General features: G+C 57.5%; 15 protein-coding genes and 1 tRNA gene. 15 read left to right on the forward strand and 1 reads right to left on the reverse strand.

Annotated elements, in window-relative coordinates; all coding sequences use genetic code 11:
- Window positions 1-2 precede the first annotated feature (2 nt).
- From AABO57_28280 to rpoC, 11 genes are all read left to right on the forward strand, one after another.
- Complete coding sequence (locus AABO57_28280) at window positions 3-71, forward strand: hypothetical protein (protein ID MEK6289632.1); 69 nt, start codon at window positions 3-5, stop codon at window positions 69-71.
- 50 nt (window positions 72-121) lie between these two features.
- The gene (rpmG, locus tag AABO57_28285) at window positions 122-274 is read left to right on the forward strand and encodes a 50S ribosomal protein L33 (GenBank protein MEK6289633.1); all 153 of its coding nucleotides are present in this window, start codon (window positions 122-124) and stop codon (window positions 272-274) included.
- Between the two features lie 75 nt (window positions 275-349).
- Window positions 350-425, forward strand: a tRNA-Trp gene (locus AABO57_28290).
- 42 nt (window positions 426-467) lie between these two features.
- Window positions 468-776, forward strand: a complete 309-nt coding sequence (gene secE / locus AABO57_28295) for a preprotein translocase subunit SecE (protein MEK6289634.1) — start codon at window positions 468-470, stop codon at window positions 774-776.
- Between the two features lie 11 nt (window positions 777-787).
- A complete protein-coding gene (nusG, locus tag AABO57_28300) occupies window positions 788-1,351 on the forward strand; it encodes a transcription termination/antitermination protein NusG (GenBank protein MEK6289635.1) in 564 nt (187 codons plus the stop codon).
- 130 nt (window positions 1,352-1,481) lie between these two features.
- Entirely contained in the window at window positions 1,482-1,907 is a 426-nt protein-coding gene (gene rplK / locus AABO57_28305; GenBank protein MEK6289636.1) for a 50S ribosomal protein L11, read from the forward strand.
- Window positions 1,908-2,074: 167 nt separating this feature from the next.
- The gene (gene rplA, locus AABO57_28310; protein MEK6289637.1) at window positions 2,075-2,758 is read left to right on the forward strand and encodes a 50S ribosomal protein L1; all 684 of its coding nucleotides are present in this window, start codon (window positions 2,075-2,077) and stop codon (window positions 2,756-2,758) included.
- A 72-nt stretch (window positions 2,759-2,830) separates the two neighbouring features.
- Window positions 2,831-3,358: a 50S ribosomal protein L10 gene (gene rplJ, locus AABO57_28315; GenBank protein ID MEK6289638.1), complete on the forward strand. Its 528-nt coding sequence runs from the start codon at window positions 2,831-2,833 to the stop codon at window positions 3,356-3,358.
- Window positions 3,359-3,581: 223 nt separating this feature from the next.
- Window positions 3,582-3,974 (forward strand): 50S ribosomal protein L7/L12, encoded by a 393-nt coding sequence (gene rplL, locus AABO57_28320; GenBank protein ID MEK6289639.1) that lies wholly within the window; start codon window positions 3,582-3,584, stop codon window positions 3,972-3,974.
- A gap of 350 nt (window positions 3,975-4,324) precedes the next feature.
- Window positions 4,325-8,911: a DNA-directed RNA polymerase subunit beta gene (gene rpoB / locus AABO57_28325; protein ID MEK6289640.1), complete on the forward strand. Its 4,587-nt coding sequence runs from the start codon at window positions 4,325-4,327 to the stop codon at window positions 8,909-8,911.
- 114 nt (window positions 8,912-9,025) lie between these two features.
- Window positions 9,026-13,291, forward strand: coding sequence for a DNA-directed RNA polymerase subunit beta' (rpoC, locus tag AABO57_28330; protein MEK6289641.1), 4,266 nt, complete (start codon window positions 9,026-9,028; stop codon window positions 13,289-13,291).
- 322 nt (window positions 13,292-13,613) lie between these two features.
- Here rpoC and AABO57_28335 read toward each other — a convergent pair whose 3' ends face one another.
- Window positions 13,614-13,874, reverse strand: a complete 261-nt coding sequence (locus tag AABO57_28335) for a hypothetical protein (GenBank protein MEK6289642.1) — start codon at window positions 13,872-13,874, stop codon at window positions 13,614-13,616.
- A gap of 1,048 nt (window positions 13,875-14,922) precedes the next feature.
- On the opposite strand from AABO57_28335, the gene rpsL reads away from it, so the two are divergent.
- The 4 genes from rpsL to AABO57_28355 all read left to right on the forward strand — a co-directional run.
- A complete protein-coding gene (gene rpsL, locus AABO57_28340; GenBank protein ID MEK6289643.1) occupies window positions 14,923-15,315 on the forward strand; it encodes a 30S ribosomal protein S12 in 393 nt (130 codons plus the stop codon).
- Between the two features lie 69 nt (window positions 15,316-15,384).
- The gene (rpsG, locus tag AABO57_28345) at window positions 15,385-15,858 is read left to right on the forward strand and encodes a 30S ribosomal protein S7 (GenBank protein MEK6289644.1); all 474 of its coding nucleotides are present in this window, start codon (window positions 15,385-15,387) and stop codon (window positions 15,856-15,858) included.
- Window positions 15,859-15,891: 33 nt separating this feature from the next.
- On the forward strand, window positions 15,892-17,997 hold the full coding sequence (fusA, locus tag AABO57_28350) for an elongation factor G (protein ID MEK6289645.1): 2,106 nt from the start codon (window positions 15,892-15,894) through the stop codon (window positions 17,995-17,997).
- A gap of 63 nt (window positions 17,998-18,060) precedes the next feature.
- Window positions 18,061-18,151, forward strand: a 91-nt coding sequence (locus tag AABO57_28355) for a GTP-binding protein (protein MEK6289646.1), incomplete at its 3' end; no start/stop codon positions are given.

Raw genomic sequence — 18,151 nt, forward strand, 5'->3', positions numbered from 1 at the left:
GGTTGAGGTTCGCGATCCGGGAAGGCGGACGAACGGTAGGCGCGGGAACGGTGTCCGAAGTCATCGAGTAGAGCCTGTCCGACAAACCTGAGTTTGTCGAATCGGGATGAATTGAGGAGTTATGCCAAGAGATAACATCACGCTTCAGTGCACCGAGTGCAAGAACCGGAATTACGTGTCGACGAAGAACAAGAAAAAGACGCCGGATCGCCTCGAGTTCAAGAAGTTCTGCAGAAAGTGCAGGTGTCACACTCCTCATAAAGAGACGAAGTGAAGAGTGTGATGCGTAATGCGTGATGCGTGAAGAGAACTCCGAATCACGCATCAAGAATCACGCATCACGGTGCTCAGGGGTATAGTGTTAGCGGCTAGCACGGCGGTCTCCAAAACCGTAAGGCCGGGTTCGAATCCTGGTACCCCTGCCACATCGTTCAGATGCGGCAACGGGGGAGGCGCGAGGTAGAAGAATGAGCCGAGTCACCGAAATAGCGGAAGAAGAACAGAGCGTGAGCGAGGAACCGGTTCGCCGCGGCGGCGGGGATGAAGGCGGGAAGACGCCTCTGAAACTGCCGAAGCTCCCGCTCTGGACGCGCATCAGCGAGTTCTATCACGCAGTCAAGCTCGAGATGGCCAAGACCACCTGGCCGACGCGGGCTGAAGTCTGGAGCACTACGGTTGTCGTGCTGATCGCGGTCGTCTTCTTCGGTTTTTACTTGTGGGGTGTTGACATGGTTGTGACGGTGGGGTTCGAAGCGCTGGAAAAGGCGATAAGGTAGGCAAAGGGCTTATGCCAAGAAACTGGTACATCATTCACACATACTCGGGCTACGAGAAGAAGGTGAAGGAGTCCTTGCAGTCACGCATTCAGGCCTACGATATGGCGGATCAGATTTCACAGGTGCTCGTGCCTACGGAAACAGTTGTAGAGATGCGCGGTTCGAAGCGAGTTGAGACTTCGCGGATGTTTTTTCCGGGCTACGTTCTGGTTGAGATTGAAACCGATGAGAAAGGCGAAGTGGGGGAGAAGGTCTGGCACATAATCAAGTCGACGCCTAAGGTAACCGGTTTCGTTGGGGGACAAAAGCCGACGCCGTTGACGCCTGAGGAAGTTGACCAGATCGTGCATCACGTGACCGAGGCGGCCGAGAAGCCTAAGCCCAAGCATACGTTCCAGCACAGCGAGCACGTGCGAATACTGTCGGGGCCGTTCAGCGGATTTACCGGCCAGGTGGAAGAGATCAACCCGGACAAGGGCGTGCTCAAAGTGATGGTCACGATTTTCGGGCGTTCGACGCCTGTCGAGTTGAATTTTTTGGACGTTGAGAAATTGACGTTCTCGGAAGAAGAATGAGAGGTTCCGAGTTCAGCGTTCCGGGTTCCGAGTTCGCGAACCCGAAACCAGGAACCCTGAACCGCGAAACTCTAAAGAAGGGGAGAGTCTCGGCGTCGCAGTTGGGCGCCGGCTCGCAAGGGACCCAATAATGGCAAAGAAAATTACTGCGTACATCAAGCTTCAGGTTCAGTCCGGGAAAGCTAACCCCGCGCCTCCAATTGGTCCCGCGCTTGGACAACACGGCGTAAACATCATGGAGTTCTGCAAGGCGTTCAACGCCAAGACCGCAAACATCGTGGATATGACCATCCCGGTGGTGATAACTGTCTATGCTGACCGCTCGTTTACGTTCATTACCAAGACGCCGCCCGCTGCCGATCTGCTGAAGAAGGCTGCCGGAATCGAAAAGGGCTCGGCCCGCCCAAACCGCGATAAGATAGGCCGGGTCACCCGCAAGCAGATCGAAGAGATCGCTCGCACGAAGCTGCCGGATCTGAATACGACTTCTGTTGAATCGGCAATGCGGACGATTGAGGGGACGGCCCGCAACATGGGACTAGAGGTCATAGACTAGCCGTCCGATTCATTTAACCCCGAACCGGTTTCGCCAGGGAATACGCGTGACGTGAACAGAATGGGCTTCCGCGGCTCATTTCAGGGTGAGCGGGATTTCGGGATGGCGTAAACAAGGGAGTGGCCGGGCCTCGAAGCCGGCCACGTTAATCACCTGGGAGAAAAAGCATGGCAGGAAAGAAATATCGAGCGGCTGCTGAGCAAGTTGATCACAGCCGGGCTTATTCGATCGACGAAGCGGTCGAGCTTACGAAGAAAGTGGCTTTCGCTAAGTTCGACGAGACGGTCGAAATCGGGATGACTCTCGGAGTCGACCCGCGCAAGGCGGATCAATTGGTGCGAGGCACGGTTGTGCTTCCACACGGACTCGGCAAATCGAAGCGCGTCGTCGTGATTTGTTCGGCCGAGAAGGTGCAGGAAGCCCGCGACGCTGGAGCTGACGAAGTCGGCGGCGACGACATCGTCGCTCGCATTAAAGGCGGCTGGGTTGACTTCGACGCGTTGATCGCCACGCCCGACACGATGAGATCCGTCGGACAGCTCGGCAAGATCCTCGGACCTCGAGGGCTTATGCCGAATCCGAAGACCGGAACTGTTACGGCGGACGTCGAGCGCGCGGTGCGCGAGATCAAGGCCGGTAAGATCGAGTTCCGTGTCGACAAGACCGGTGTGATACACGCGCCGTTGGGGAAGGTGAGCTTCGATAAGGAACGTCTCGCCGAGAACGCCAAGACCCTAATAGACGCGGTCATGCGCGCGAAGCCCCCGGCGGCTAAAGGCAAGTATGTGAAGAACGCGACGATTTCGTCGACGATGGGTCCGGGCATCAAGCTGAACACGGCAGAATTTTAGTTCAGAGTTCAAGCTTTAGCTTGCCAAGGCGCGCAGCCTGAAGGCTGGACTCTAAACTTTGGGGGTTGAATCGTGAAGACGAGACAGCAAAAAGAAAAAGAAATCGAAGTGCTTCATCGCGAGTTTGAAGAGTCGCCCAACGCGCTTCTGGTCGGGTTTCAAGGAATCAAGGTGGCCGACGACGAGCGGTTGCGTCGCGAGCTTCGCCAGGCGCAGGTTTCCTATCGCGTGGTGAAGAACACGCTGGCCATCCGCGCCGCCGAGGGCACGCCGCTGGAGCAGGTAAAAGGGCAATTCGAGGGCGCGACGGCGGTCGCGCTTTCAAAGAATGACCCGGTATCGCTTGCGAAGTTGCTCTCAAAGTGGGCGAAAGCAAGTCCGGTGTTTTCATTCAAGGCCGCGGTTGTGGAAGGCCGAGCCATCGATGTCAAGGACATCGAGTCACTATCAAACCTTCCGTCGAAGGAGGAGCTGATCTCGAGGGTCATGTTCCTGGTCAACAGCAGCGCACAGCGACTGGCGGTTGTAACGGCCGGAGTCGCGCGGAACCTGGCGATCGTCATAGACCAGGTCCGCGCTCAAAAGGAAGCTCAGGGGTAAGAATTGCGGATTGCGGATTGAAATCCGCAATCCGAAATCGAGCGCGCGGGCTTGTGGAGGTCTGCGTTCGATCGTCGCAATCTTAACGCCGCTTTGGAATTGTCAGTGCAGCGGCTTGGAAGGCGGGCAGTTGCCGGAGATGCGCCGGCGACGCAGCCGACGATGTGAGGCAGGCCAACGCTGCCATCACAAGCCAGGTAAGGAATTGGAGGATACGAAAGTCATGTCAGAGAAGCTAGAAGGAATAGTCGACCAGATCAAAGACCTTTCGCTGTTAGAGGCGTCCCAGTTGGTCAAGATGATGGAGGAGACGTTCGGCGTATCGGCGGCGGCTGCCGCGGTAGCTGCGGCCCCGGCTGCGGGCGCTGGCGCAGCGGCGGCGCCGGCGGTTGAAGAGAAGGAAGAATTCGACGTCATCCTCACGGGCATGGCCGATCCCGCCAAGAAGATCGGGATTATCAAGGTCGTGCGCGAGATCACGGCGCTCGGATTGAAGGAAGCCAAGGACCTTGTCGAAGCAGCGCCCAAGGCAGTGAAGGAAGCCGCTCCGAAGGCAGAGGCCGAGGCGCTCAAGAAAAAACTAACCGACGCCGGAGCAACCGTCGAACTAAGATAGTCATGGATAGGTCCTATTGGTCGCTTAGGTCCTATTCAAACTGGCGCTTGACCGATGGCGCTTCGTTGTGTAGTATCGGGTCATAGCAACGTATAGGGGCGGCGACGACAATAAAGTTTATTTGGCGCTCAAAAACACGCGAAGATCGCGGTCGGAGAAAGTGTCTCCGGCCGCGCTACGCCTTTGTGTCTGCAAAATGTCCGAGCTTGCGGCGAGTGTCAAAGAGTCTGGCTTTGAGAGATTTCCTCGCGTGACCTACCCCGTTTTGCGTGAACTGAAGTTATCCGGCGACAGCTGGAATTGGTATGGCCGGCTGCAAGCTTCTTCTTACCTGCTAACCGAGGAGAGATATGTCAGCACTAGCGAATACTGGAAACGGCATAGGCCGGGAGCGGTACGATTTTTCCCGAATCAAAACGGCCATCAGAATACCGAATCTCATCGAGGTTCAACGTCAATCTTACAACCGCTTTCTTCAGATGGATCTGCTTCCGGCTGAGCGGGAGAACACCGGCCTTCAGGCTGTATTCAGGTCTGTTTTTCCAATAACTGATTTTCGTGAGACGTCGCAGCTCGAGTTTGTCGAGTACTCGATCGGGAACTGGCAGTGCAAATGCGGACAGCTCGAAGGGCTGTACCACCTGCGCACCAACTGCCGTTCGTGCGGGGCGATCCTCCGGGTTAATCCTTACGCCGCCGAAGAGCAAACCTGCCCGCAGTGCGGCACGATGAACACGGTCTCGCCGGTGCTGTGCGATAACTGTGGCGAGCCGGTTACGCTTCAGCACAAGCACTCAGAGAAGGAGTGTCAGGAAAAGTCGATGACCTACGCGGTGCCGCTCAAGGTCAAGATTCGCCTGACGGTTTGGGACACCGACGAAGACACCGGCCAGAAATCCATCCGCGATATCAAGGAGGAAGAAGTCTTCTTCGGCGAGATTCCGCTGATGACCGATAACGGCACGTTCATCATCAACGGAACAGAGCGCGTGATAGTGAGCCAGCTTCATCGCTCGCCGGGGGTGTTCTTCGAGAAGGAAAACAACAACACTTATTTTCTCGCGAAGGTCATTCCTTATCGTGGCTCGTGGGTCGAGTTCGAATACGACGCCAAGAACCTGCTCTACGTGCGCATCGACCGCAAGCGCAAATTCCTTGGGACGGTTTTCCTTCGGGCGCTCGGTCTGATGGAGAAGGTTGACATTGACCGCGTGGGGACGGATTCGCATCTGGAAGACGAGATCAAGCGGGCGAGCTTCACGGATGCCGAAGTTCTGCGGATGTTTTACACCGTGCACAAGTCGACGTTTAAGGATGGCCGCTTGCACTTTGAGCCGACTGAAGGACTCATCGGTCTGCACCTCGCCGAGACGGTCGAGGATCGTTCAGGCGAGACCGTTGTGCGCGGCGGCGCGCACGCAAAGAAGCTCACGAAGCGCGACGTCGAAGCTCTCCGCAAGGCAAAGATCAAGTCGGTCGCGGTTGACCCGCAAGAGATCGAAGGCGCGTTCCTCGCCGACGACGTTGTTAACACCGAGACGGGTGAAGTAATCGCCGAAGCTAACACCGAACTCACGTCGCGCGAGTTGCAACAGATCGCAGAATCGGGCGTGACCCAGGTCGCGATAATCTTCCCGGAACGTGACGATGTCGGCGTCGTAGTCAGCCAAACGCTCAAGAAGGACTCGGTCAAGACGCCCCGGGACGCGATCCTCGAGATCTATCGGAAGATGAGGCCGGGCGATCCGCCGACGATCCTGACTGCGTGGAACCTCTTCCGAGGGATGTTCTTCGACGAGCGCAAGTTCGACTTCTCGCGAGTCGGCCGGTTGAAAGCCAACATCAAACTTGGCAAGCCCGAGCGCGATCGCCTGGATCAACAGACGCTTTCCACTCGTGATTTCGTCGACGTGATTGCGTACGTGCTCAAGATGCGCAAAGGCATTGGCGAGGCCGACGACATCGATCACCTGGGAAATCGTCGAGTGCGAGCCGTCGGCGAGCTTCTCGAAAACCAGTTCCGCATCGGGCTCGTTCGCATGGAGCGTGCGATCAAAGAGAAGATGTCGATCCATCAGGAGATGCAGACGGCGATGCCTCGCGACCTGATCAACGCGAAACCGGTGACGGCGGCGGTTCGCGAGTTCTTCGGCTCGTCGCAACTGTCTCAGTTCATGGATCAGACGAATCCGCTCTCGGAGATCACACACAAGCGCAGACTCTCAGCTCTTGGGCCGGGCGGTCTTTCGAGGGAGCGCGCGGGGTTCGAGGTGCGCGACGTTCACCCTACGCACTACGGCCGCATCTGCCCGATCGAAACCCCTGAAGGTCCGAACATCGGATTGATCTCATCGCTGTCGTGCTTTGCGCGAATCAACGAGTTCGGCTTTATCGAATCGCCTTATCGCAAGGTCGAGAACGGACGCGTGGTTGATTATGTGCGGATGCTATCGGCCGGCGATACCGACCACAACATCGGCGACCATCTGCCCAGGGAACAGGTTGACAAGGCGAACAAGAAGCTCAGCGCCGCCCATCAACAGCCCGCCGAGTACGAGCCGTATCCATTTTATCTTTCGGCGTGGGAAGAAGACCGCTACACCATCGGCCAGGCGTCGGTGGAAGTCGACAAGCAGGGACATATCGTTCAAGAGCGGACCTGGTCGCGAAAGGCGGGCGAGTTCAAGTTCTCCGAGCCGGCCGAGTTGGACTTCGTCGACGTGAGTCCCAAGCAGCTCGTATCGGTTGCGGCTTCGCTGATTCCGTTCCTCGAAAACGACGACGCGAACCGCGCGCTGATGGGTTCGAACATGCAGCGCCAATCGGTTCCTTTGCTGCGCGCCGAAGCTCCGCTGGTGGGCACGGGGATGGAAAAGGTCACGGCGCAGGACTCCGGCGCCGTGGTAATCGCCCGCCGCGATGGTGTGGTCGACTCGGTCGATTCCGAGCGAATCATCATCCGGGCCGAGCACGGAATTGCGGGCGGTACTACTTCTCGCGAGATCAACGCCGACATCTATCAGCTTACGAAGTTCAAGCGCTCGAATCAGAACACATGCATCAGTCAGAAGCCGATCGTGCGCGAAGGGCAGGCTGTAAAGAAAGGCGATGTGATTGCCGACGGGCCTTGCACGAACATGGGCGAACTGGCGTTAGGACGCAACGTGCTCGTGGCGTTCATGCCGTGGCGCGGTTACAACTTTGAGGACGCAATCCTTGTGTCCGAGAAGCTGGTAAAGGAAGACTCGTTCACCTCGATTCATATTGAGGAGCTCGAGGTCGAGGCCCGCGACACGAAGCTCGGACCCGAAGAGATCACCCGCGACATCCCGAACGTTTCCGAATCCGCGCTGCGCGATTTGGACGATTCGGGCATCATCCGGATCGGCGCGCAGGTCAAGCCTGGCTCGATCCTGGTTGGCAAGGTCACACCCAAGGGTGAGACTCAGTTGACCGCTGAAGAGAAACTGCTTCGCGCAATCTTCGGCGAGAAGGCGGGGGACGTGCGCGACGCAAGCCTGACCTGCCCGCCGGGGATCGATGGGACCGTCGTCGACGTAAAGGTGTTTACTCGAAAAGGCGCTGAAAAGGACGAGCGCTCGCTTGCCATCGAACGCGCAGAAGAGGAGAAGCTCGAAAAGAACGTCAGAGACGAAGTTCGCATCCTCGAAGACGAACGCAACAAGAGGATCTTTGAGTTGCTTGAAGGGCAGCGGCTCGCCGACGACCTGACTTACAAGAACAAGAAGCTCCTCCCGAAGGGCACGAAGCTTACGCACGAGGACCTGGCGCAACTCGAAATCGGGGCGTTGCGCAAGATCGAGGTCACCAGCTCTCGCGTCGACGTGCAAGCCGAGATTACGGATATTGAGCGGCGCACCGAGAGGCAGGTCAAGGTTCAGCAGCAGCTTCATCACGAGAATATCGATAAGCTCAAGAAGGGCGATGAGCTGCCGCCGGGCGTGATTAAGATGGTGAAGGCCTTCATCGCGATGAAGCGCAAGCTGTCGGTCGGCGACAAAATGGCAGGCCGCCACGGCAATAAGGGAGTCATCGCACGGATTCTGCCCGAGGAAGAAATGCCGTATCTGCCCGACGGTACGCCGGTGGAGATTGTGTTGAACCCTCTCGGCGTTCCTTCGCGAATGAACGTCGGCCAGATTCTGGAGACTCACCTTGGTTGGGCGTCGAAAAAGATCGGTCAGACGATCGGCGAGTTGCTTGCGGTCGAGAGTCTAACCGAGAGCGAAAGGATCCAATACGAAACCGCCGGCAAAGTCTTTTTGGACACTGTGAGGGCCAAAAAGATTCGCCCCATCTATAAAGATGTCTTCACTAGCCCAGAATCGCAGGAGCGGTTCGCCAATATGAGTGACGCTGAGCTTGTCGATGACGCGCTCAGTCTTGTTGAAGGCATTCCGTACGCGTCGCCGGTGTTTGACGGCGCGCGCGAAGTCGAGATCAAAAAGCTGCTCGAATACGCCGGGCTGCCGACCTCGGGCAAGACCGTTCTTTACGATGGGATGAGCGGGGAGGCCTTCGAGCAGCAGGTTACGGTCGGATACATTTACATGATGAAGCTGTCACACCTGGTCGACGACAAGATTCACGCGCGCTCGATCGGGCCGTATTCGCTGATCACCCAGCAGCCGCTGGGCGGCAAGGCTCAGTTCGGCGGCCAGCGCTTCGGAGAAATGGAAGTGTGGGCGCTTGAGGCTTACGGCGCCGCGCACATCCTGCAAGAGTTGCTGACCGCGAAATCAGACGACGTAGCCGGCCGATCAAAAATCTACGAAGCGATCGTGAAGGGCGAGGCAGACTTCGATCCCGGCGTGCCCGAGTCGTTCAACGTTCTGATCCGCGAGCTGCAGTCGCTGTGTCTCGACGTTGAGTTGATGCGCCGCCCCGAGGAAGAAGAAGTAGTGGCAGCGGAATAAGTGAACCCGGTTTCGGGTTCAGGGTTCGTGGTTCCGGGTTGCGAGGAGTGAAGCAACAACCCTGAACCCTGAACCCTGAACCCTGAACCTTTGACAGGGGAAGGTAACAGAGAAATGTTTAGGACACATCAAGAGCGAACGAGCCTGGCACCTAACTTTGAAGCCATAAGGATAAGTCTTGCCTCACCGGAGAAAATTCTTGGGTGGTCTCACGGAGAGGTCACCAAACCTGAGACTATCAACTATAGAACGTTTAAGCCTGAGCGCGACGGGTTGTTCTGCGCAAAGATATTCGGTCCGGTCACCGATTGGGAATGCCTGTGCGGGAAATATAAGAGGATGAAACACCGCGGCGTGGTATGCGATAAGTGCGGCGTCGAGGTTACCCAATCGAAGGTCCGGCGTGAGCGGCTTGGCCACATCAAGCTCGCCAGCCCGTGCTCGCACGTTTGGTTTTTCAAGGGACTTCCTTCGCGCATCGGCCACCTGCTCGACATACCTCTGCGCGAGCTCGAGAAGGTGCTCTACTTCGAATCGTACATTGTGATCGATCCTGGAGACCATCCCGGAGATAAACCAGGCGATCCGGATAAAGAAACAGGGCTGAAAGAAAGAGAGTTGCTGCCCGATGATCGCTACCGTGAACTCATGCAGGAGTTTCCCGGAAAGTTCCTTGCGAAGATGGGAGCGGAAGCCATCAAACAGTTGCTCCGCAAAGTTGACGTCGAAGTACTGGCGGTCGAGATGCGCCAGAAGATGAAGGACGAGACTTCGCAGCAGAAGAAGCTCAAGTATTCGAAGCGGCTCAAAGTCGTCGAGGCATTTCGCCGATCGGGCAATCATCCCGACTGGATGATCCTGGACGTGATCCCGGTGATTCCACCCGAGCTTCGTCCATTGGTTCCGTTGGACGGCGGGCGCTTTGCGACCAGCGACTTGAACGATCTGTATAGACGAGTCATCAATCGGAACAATCGCTTGTCGAAGCTTATCGAGTTGAAGGCGCCTGAGGTGATCGTGCGCAATGAGAAGCGCATGCTTCAGGAAGCCGTCGATGCGCTGTTCGACAACGGCCGCCGGGGACGCGTGCTGCGAGGAGCGAACAATCGTCCACTTAAGTCGCTTTCCGACACACTGAAAGGCAAGCAAGGCCGCTTCCGCCAGAACCTGCTCGGCAAGCGCGTCGACTACTCCGGCCGTTCGGTCATCGTAGTCGGGCCCGAGCTCAAGCTGCATCAGTGCGGGTTGCCGAAGAAAATGGCTCTCGAGTTGTTCAAGCCGTTCATCTACAACTTGCTCGAGAAGAAACAGTACGCCGCGACGATCAAGCAAGCGAAGGAAATGGTCGAGCGGCAGGAGCCGGTTGTTTGGGACATCCTGGAAGAAGTCATTCGCGAACACCCTGTGCTGTTGAACCGCGCGCCAACGCTGCACCGCCTTGGTATTCAAGCTTTCGAGCCGGTGCTGGTTGAAGGCAAAGCGATCAAGATTCATCCGCTCGTTTGCACCGCGTTCAACGCGGACTTCGACGGCGACCAGATGGCAGTGCACATTCCGCTCTCGCCTGAAGCTCAGGTTGAGGCGAGCGTGTTGATGCTCGCGTCCAACAACATTCTTTCGCCGTCGAACGGGCAGCCAATCGCCGTCCCAACCCAGGATATTGTGCTGGGTTGCTACTATCTGACGAAGGACAAAAAGGACGACAAGTTCGCGGGCCGCAAGTTCGCGGCAGACGACGAAGTGTTGCTGGCCCTCGATGCGGGTGAGGTCCATACGCAGACACCGATCAAGCTTCTGTTCTCGGGCGACCTCATCGACCTGGAGCATGAACGCGACGATCAAGATGTGATACGCGGGACCGTTCGAACGTTGAAGAACCGAGTCATCGACACAACGGTCGGCCGCGTAATCTTCAACGAGCAAATGCCTGTAAGCATGCCCTACGTCAACGGCACGCTCAAGAAGAAGGGATTGACGTCGTTGGTCAACTATTGCCACTTGCGGCTCGGTCACGCCGAAACAGTGAAGATGCTCGATAAGGTGAAGGACCTTGGCTTTCTGTTCGCGACAAAAGCGGGCATCTCAATTGGCATCGACGATCTTGTGACGCCGCCCGCAAAGGCGGAACTCGTTCAGCAGGCGAACCGGGATGTCGTCTCGGTCGAGAATCAGTACAAAGAAGGAATCATCACCAACGGCGAGCGCTACAACAAGGTTATCGCCATCTGGTCGGAAGTGACCGAGAAGGTCGCCGAAGCGATGTTCACCGAGATGAACCGCCGCGAGCAGGAATCGGGCGAGATGAATCCTATTCTGATCATGGCCGACTCCGGCGCGAGAGGATCTAAGCAGCAGATTCGCCAGCTCGCCGGTATGCGAGGGTTGATGGCCAAGCCTTCAGGCGAGATCATCGAGACGCCAATTCGCGCGAACTTCCGCGAAGGCCTCAACGTGCTTCAATACTTTATCTCGACTCACGGCGCGCGAAAGGGACTGGCTGACACGGCGCTCAAGACCGCGGACTCCGGCTACCTCACACGGCGTCTGGTCGACGTGGCTCAGGACGTAATCGTCAGCGAGCCGGACTGCGGAACGATCAAAGGCATCTGGGCGACCGCGATCATCGAAGGCGGCGAGGAGATCGAATCGCTGCGCGACAGGATCATCGGGCGCGTCGTGCTTGAAGACGTGCGCGACCCAATCACCAGTGAGGTCATAGTCGAGTCTAACGAAGAGATCACCGAAGATCTGGCAGGAATGATTCAAGCGGCAGGCGGAATCGAGCGTGTGCGCATTCGCTCGGTGTTGACTTGCGAGTCGCGCCGCGGCGTGTGTATCAAGTGCTACGGCCGTAATCTCGCGACGGGCCGCATGGTCGAGCTCGGCGAGGCCGTGGGCGTCATCGCTGCGCAATCAATCGGCGAGCCCGGTACGCAGCTCACGATGAGGACTTTCCATATCGGTGGCGTGGCCGGCGGTGTGGGCGAAATAACGAAACACGAAGCAATCGCTTCGGGCACAGTGAAGTTCGAAGACGTGAAGACGGTTCGCAACCGCGAGGGCGATCTGGTGGCGATGAATCGAAACGGCATCGTCTCCTTGACCGACGAGCGCGGCCGCGAGCTCAAGCGGTATCAGATCAACTACGGCGCCACGCTGAAAGTCTCCGACGGCCAGCGAGTCGAAGAAGGTCAGGAGCTTGCGGAGTGGGACCCGTACACATTTGCGATCCTCACTGAGGAAGCCGGCACCGTAACCTTCAAAGACTTGATCGAAGGCGTCACCGTCCGCGAAGAGGTCGACGAAGTGACCGGTCTGTCTCACCTGGTCGTCATCGATTCGCCCGACGAGAAACGCCAGCCGAGGATCGAGATCCGCGACGAGAAGAACAAGGTGTTGCGAACATATCAAATGCCCGTTCGCGCGAACCTGCTCGTCGTCGACTACGACGAATGGAAGAAGAAGCGAGGCGCTGGAGCTTCAAAGGCTCAGGAAGAGAAGGAACATTTGCGTGTCGCTCCGGGTGACATCATCGCAAAGATCCCGAAGGAGACAACGAAGACCAAGGACATCACCGGTGGTTTGCCGCGCGTGGTTGAACTGTTCGAAGCGCGCCGTCCGAAGGAGACGGCGGTCATGACCGAGATCGACGGCGTGGTGAAGTTCGGTCCCATCGTCAAGGGACTGCGCCGAGTCATCGTCGAAGCGCCAGATGCTGAGAAGCGTGAGTATGCGATTCCTCGTGGCGTGCACATAAACGTGCAGGAGGATGACTGGGTGCGAGCAGGCGAGCCGCTCATGGACGGGCCGCTGAACCCGCACGACATCCTGGCGGTGCGCGGCATCGAGGAACTTCAGCGCTACCTGGTCAACGAGATTCAAGAGGTCTACCGTCTGCAAGGCGTGAACATCAATGACAAACACATCGAAGTCATAGTTCGCCAGATGCTGCGATGGGTGCGGGTCAAAGACGTCGGCGATACGGAGTTCCTGCTCGAAGACATGGTTGACCGCTTCCGCTTCCAGGACGAGAACGAGCGCGTGCTTGCAGAGGACGGCACCCCGGCTTCGATGGAGCCGCTGCTGCTGGGCATCACCAAGGCCTCGCTCTCTACCGAGTCATTCATCTCGGCCGCGTCGTTCCAGGAGACCACGCGAGTGCTGACCGAAGCTGCGATCAGCGGCAAGGTCGACTACCTGCGCGGGCTCAAGGAGAACGTGATCATGGGCCGGTTGATTCCTGCGGGAACGGGAATGGAGCACTATCGCAACATCAAGCTGGAGCCGGACATGACCGTGGAGGGAGCGGAAGAGTACGGAGCGGGCGAGATGCCTGCCGGTGATGAGCTGAAGGCTGAGGCTAAAGAAGTCGGCGATTAGACCTCGCGCCTCAAGCTGGCAGCTAGAAATGCCTCTGAGAAACTGAGGGATGAGAGGCCGTCTGCAGTACGACCTTTCATCCCTCAACTCGTTTCAGTTGGTGAAATCGTTTGCGCCGCGTGCGCGCTGTACCTAGCTCAGCGATGTGGAGACCTTTCGGATTTGACACCTCTCTGTCCCGCGTCATCTGCTAATTGACAGTGCAAAACGAATTTGAATGAATCGCCGGGCAAAGCAGGACGGCGAGCGAATAGCAACTGCACGATAGCCGGGCACGAAAGGAGTCACGTCGCCGGAGTTTATGGATGGCGCGCTGTGGTGCTTACTGTTTGCTGTGGACGGCCGCGGCGAGGTCAGTCTGTGGCGTGAAGGTGTTGTTACTCAGGTCCGCAAGCCACTCGGCGCGCTGATGAGTGCCACCAACCTCCTGGTAGGCGAAAACAATAAGAACCCTGGTCTTTGTTCCCTTGATAGGCCGCACAGTCCAACCCTGATACCCAACGAGGTTACCGACCCGGCGCGATGCCTCAAGCTCGCGCGACAGACGAGCATCAATCGTAACGCCTGGCTCGCTTGATGGCATTCGTCGCAGCTTGTCTAGCGCAGACAAAACTGTTTTGGGCTCCGCTTGATCCGAGTAGACAAGGGGGACCACAAAGATATAAATGCCCACGCTAAGAAGAGCCACGAGCACGCCGGCGCTCAAAACCGGAAGGCGGAGGTTTCGCGATGTTGGTCGAGGATGCGCGGGCCGGCGCTTCTCGGTTCGCTTACTCTCCCTGACTGCAACCCGAGCCTGTGGCTGTTCGGTGGGTTTGGTTTCTTCTCTATTGTCTTTGGCACCACCGGCAAAACCGCGCTTTGGCTTCGGCAGGCTGCAATAAGGGCAGTACAGTGCCTCGCTCGGCACGTCGGTTCCGCAGCGTGGACACGTCAAGGCCATGGCGTTCTCCTCTGGGCTTAACATCGATCCAAAGCACGCGGTAGGCCAGTGCCGACAATGGGTAACAGAGGCTGAAAAAATGTGGAATTTGATTGTTGAGAACAGAAGAAAGCGGCAAGAGGCGTCACATTTTTTGTAAACGGTGAAAGAATTTGTCATTCTTTGGTGCGTGACCCGACGCCGCACGGCAGATGCTTTCGAGCCGGTTTGAGAAGCATTCCAGCGGTTGAGAGCTGGCTCGTTGGCAGCACTGGCGTAGCGGGAAGGGAACTACCCTTCATCGGGTTGACATCAAACTCGCGCGCCGGTATAGTTCCTCGTTTGGAACAACGGCGCTTTTTGGTTCTGAGCATGCGGAGGCGCCTTGTTGATTGAAACCGGACGCGGAATAAACGTTATTGTGGCGTAAACGGAATCCGGAGTAAACGCCGGGTTCTTGAATTCAAAACGAAAGTTGACCTGAGATCACGCCACAGAGAAGTTTGGCCCGGGGTGGCCGAATCCGCAGCTACTTTTCAGAACATCCCCACAAAAAGATCTAGATAATCCCGGCCTGGATGGGTACGCGCGAGGGTTAGGAGGCGCTTGCCATCTGCGCTCTTGACCTTGCCGGGTTGAGCGACGGTGCTCAGCAAATGAGCGAAGCCTGAGGCATTTCGGCCCGGGCGCAATTTGAGAGGAGCCATAAGTGCCGACACTTAATCAGTTAGTTCGCAAAGGGCGAGTAAACGTTAAGTACAAGACCTCGAGCCCGGCTTTGAATTCGAGTCCGCAGAAGCGCGGCGTGTGCACACGCGTCTACACGCAGACTCCCAAGAAGCCGAACTCAGCGCTGCGCAAAGTGGCGCGCGTCCGTCTGACCAATGGGATCGAGGTGACGACTTATATCCCTGGCATCGGTCATAACCTGCAGGAGCACTCGATTGTTTTGATCCGTGGGGGTCGCGTCAAGGATCTGCCAGGCGTCCGTTACCACGTGGTTCGCGGGACCCTCGACGCGGTTGGTGTTCAGGGGCGCAAACAGAGCCGCTCTAAGTATGGAGCGAAGCGGCCGAAGGAAGCGTCTCCGGCGAAGAAATAGAAAGTGATGCGTGATGCGTGATCCGTACTCTGTGATCACGCATCACGCATCACGCATTACGGAAGGTTTATGCCAAGAAGAAGAGTTGCAGCTAAGCGCGAGGTTCTGCCGGACCCTCTATACAACTCGACGATGGTGACCAGGTTCATCAACTCGCTGATGTGGGAGGGCAGGAAGTCTGTTGCCGAAGGCATCTTCTACGGGGCAATGAGTCAAATCCACGATAAGACTCAAGAGGACCCGCTGAAGACTTTCAAGAAGGCCATCGACAACGTAAAACCGCGAGTCGAGGTCAAGTCTCGCAGGGTGGGTGGCTCTACCTATCAAGTGCCCATCGAGGTTGATCAGAAGTCGCGCGGTAACAGTTTAGCCATCAGGTGGGTGATCAGTTACGCGCGCGGGCGCGGCGAGAAGACTATGACCGATCGGCTCGCAGGCGAGATCCTCGATGCGGCGAATAATCGCGGCAACGCAGTGAAGAAGAAGGATGACACACACCGAATGGCTGACGCCAACAAGGCGTTCGCGCACTATCGTTGGTGATAGGACCCATAGGACGTACTGGACGTATTTAGAATGTCGAAGCAGGCGCCAGCGCCACTACAACGGTTCCGCAACATCGGGATCATGGCCCACATCGACGCGGGCAAGACCACGACGACCGAACGCATCCTCTATTATACGGGCGTTTCGTACAAGATCGGCGAGGTCCACGAAGGCACTGCAGTGATGGACTGGATGGAGCAGGAACAAGAGCGCGGCATAACGATCACGTCGGCGGCGACGACGTGCTTCTGGCCGCGGGACGGCGAGGACTATCGTATCAACATTATTGACACGCCGGGTCACGTCGATTTCACCATTGAGGTCGAACGCTCATTGCGAGTGCTTGATGGCGCCGTGGCGGTGTTCGACGCAGTAGCCGGCGTGCAGCCGCAGTCTGAAACTGTGTGGCGTCAAGCCGACAGGTACAACGTTCCGCGCATTGCCTTCATGAATAAGATGGATCGGCCGGGCGCTGATTTCAGTCACGCAATCCAGACGATGCGCGACCGCTTGAGCGCGAATCCGGTAGCGATCCAGATCCCAGTTGGAGCCGAAGATCAGTTTCGCGGGGTGATCGACCTGATCACGATGCGCGCATACCTCTACAACGTTGAGGACAAGGGTGCTGAGCCGGATGTGGTTGATATACCCGACGAGCTTCGGGCCGATGCCGCAGCGGCGCGCGACAAGATGATCGAAGCGCTTGCCGATGCGGACGACCCGATCGCTGAAAAGTACCTCGCTGGTCAAAAGGTTGCCGACGCCGAGATTCGTGCGGCGATTCGGCGCGAGACGATCGCGCTGAAGCTCGTGCCGGTCGTGGCGGGCTCCGCGTTTAAGAATAAGGGCGTGCAGCCGCTTCTTGACGCCGTCGTTGATTTCCTTCCCAGCCCGCTTGATGTGCCCCCGGTCATGGGCGTGAATCCCAAGAAGGGAACCGAGGAAGAGCGGCCGCCCGACCCGAAAGCGCCCTTCGCGGGACTGGTGTTCAAGATCATGGCTGACAAGCACGTCGGTCAGCTTTCATTCGTTCGAATCTATTCAGGCACTCTTAAGGCTGGTTCCTACACGTTGAATTCGACCAGGGGTTCAAAAGAGCGAGTGGGCCGCATCATGTGCATGCACGCGAACAAGCGGGAGGACGTCGAGCAGGCCACAGCGGGCGAGATCGTCGCGGTTGCCGGCATTAAGCAGGTCACCACCGGCGACACTATCTGCGAAGAGTCCCGCCCAATCGTCCTTGAAGCTCTCGAATTCCCGGCGCCGGTTATCTCCCAGGCAATCGAACCCAAGACCAGACAGGATCAGGAGAAGCTGGGCATCGGTCTCCAGCGGCTCGCGGCGGAAGACCCGAGCTTCAAAGTCGCTACCGATCAGGAGACGGGACAGACGATCATCAGCGGTATGGGTGAGCTTCACCTGGAGATCATCGTCGATCGCCTGAAGCGAGAGTTCGGCGTCGATGCGAACGTTGGCCGGCCACAGGTCGCCTATCGCGAAACTATACGCAAAGCGGCAGAAGGTGTTGGAAAGTTCGTTCGACAGACGGGCGGACGCGGTCAGTATGGTCACGCTGAAGTGAAACTCGAGCCGGCCGAACCGGGCAGCGGCTTCGAGTTCGTCAACGCGATCGTCGGTGGCGTCATCCCGCGCGAGTACATCAAGCCTGTCGGCGAAGGTATCAGGGAAGCAATGGAAGGCGGGGTTCTGGCGGGCTATGAGATGGTTGACGTCAAGGCGACGCTGCACTACGGCAGCTATCACGAGGTTGACTCTTCGGAGATGGCGTTCAAGATCGCCGGCTCGATGGCGTTCAAGGACGCCGCTAAGAAAGCCGATCCCGTTCTGCTCGAGCCGATCATGAAAGTCGAGGTTGTGGCGCCTGAAGAGTACGCGGGCTCGATTACCGGTGACATCAACTCGCGTCGCGGTCGCATCGAGAGCATGGCTGCGCGGCCGGGCACGCAGGTCATCACAGCCTTTGTGCCGCTTTCGGAGATGTTCGGGTATGCGACTGATATGCGATCGATGACGCAGGGCCGCGCAACTTACACGATGCACTTTCATCGTTACGAGGAAGCGCCGCGCAGTGTGCGTGAAGAAATTATAGCTAAGGTGCAAGGCACCGCGAGGTAATTATTTTTCCATCTCAGGCGGGCGCCGAGAGCGAGCGCTTGCGGAAAAAGGAGCTAGACAACTATGGCAAAGGAAAAATTTGACCGATCGAAACCGCATGTGAACGTGGGAACGATAGGACACATCGACCACGGAAAGACGACACTGACGGCGG

This window comes from Acidobacteriota bacterium (assembly GCA_038040445.1).
GTDB classification, from domain to species: Bacteria; Acidobacteriota; Blastocatellia; order UBA7656; family UBA7656; genus Onstottus_A; species Onstottus_A frigus.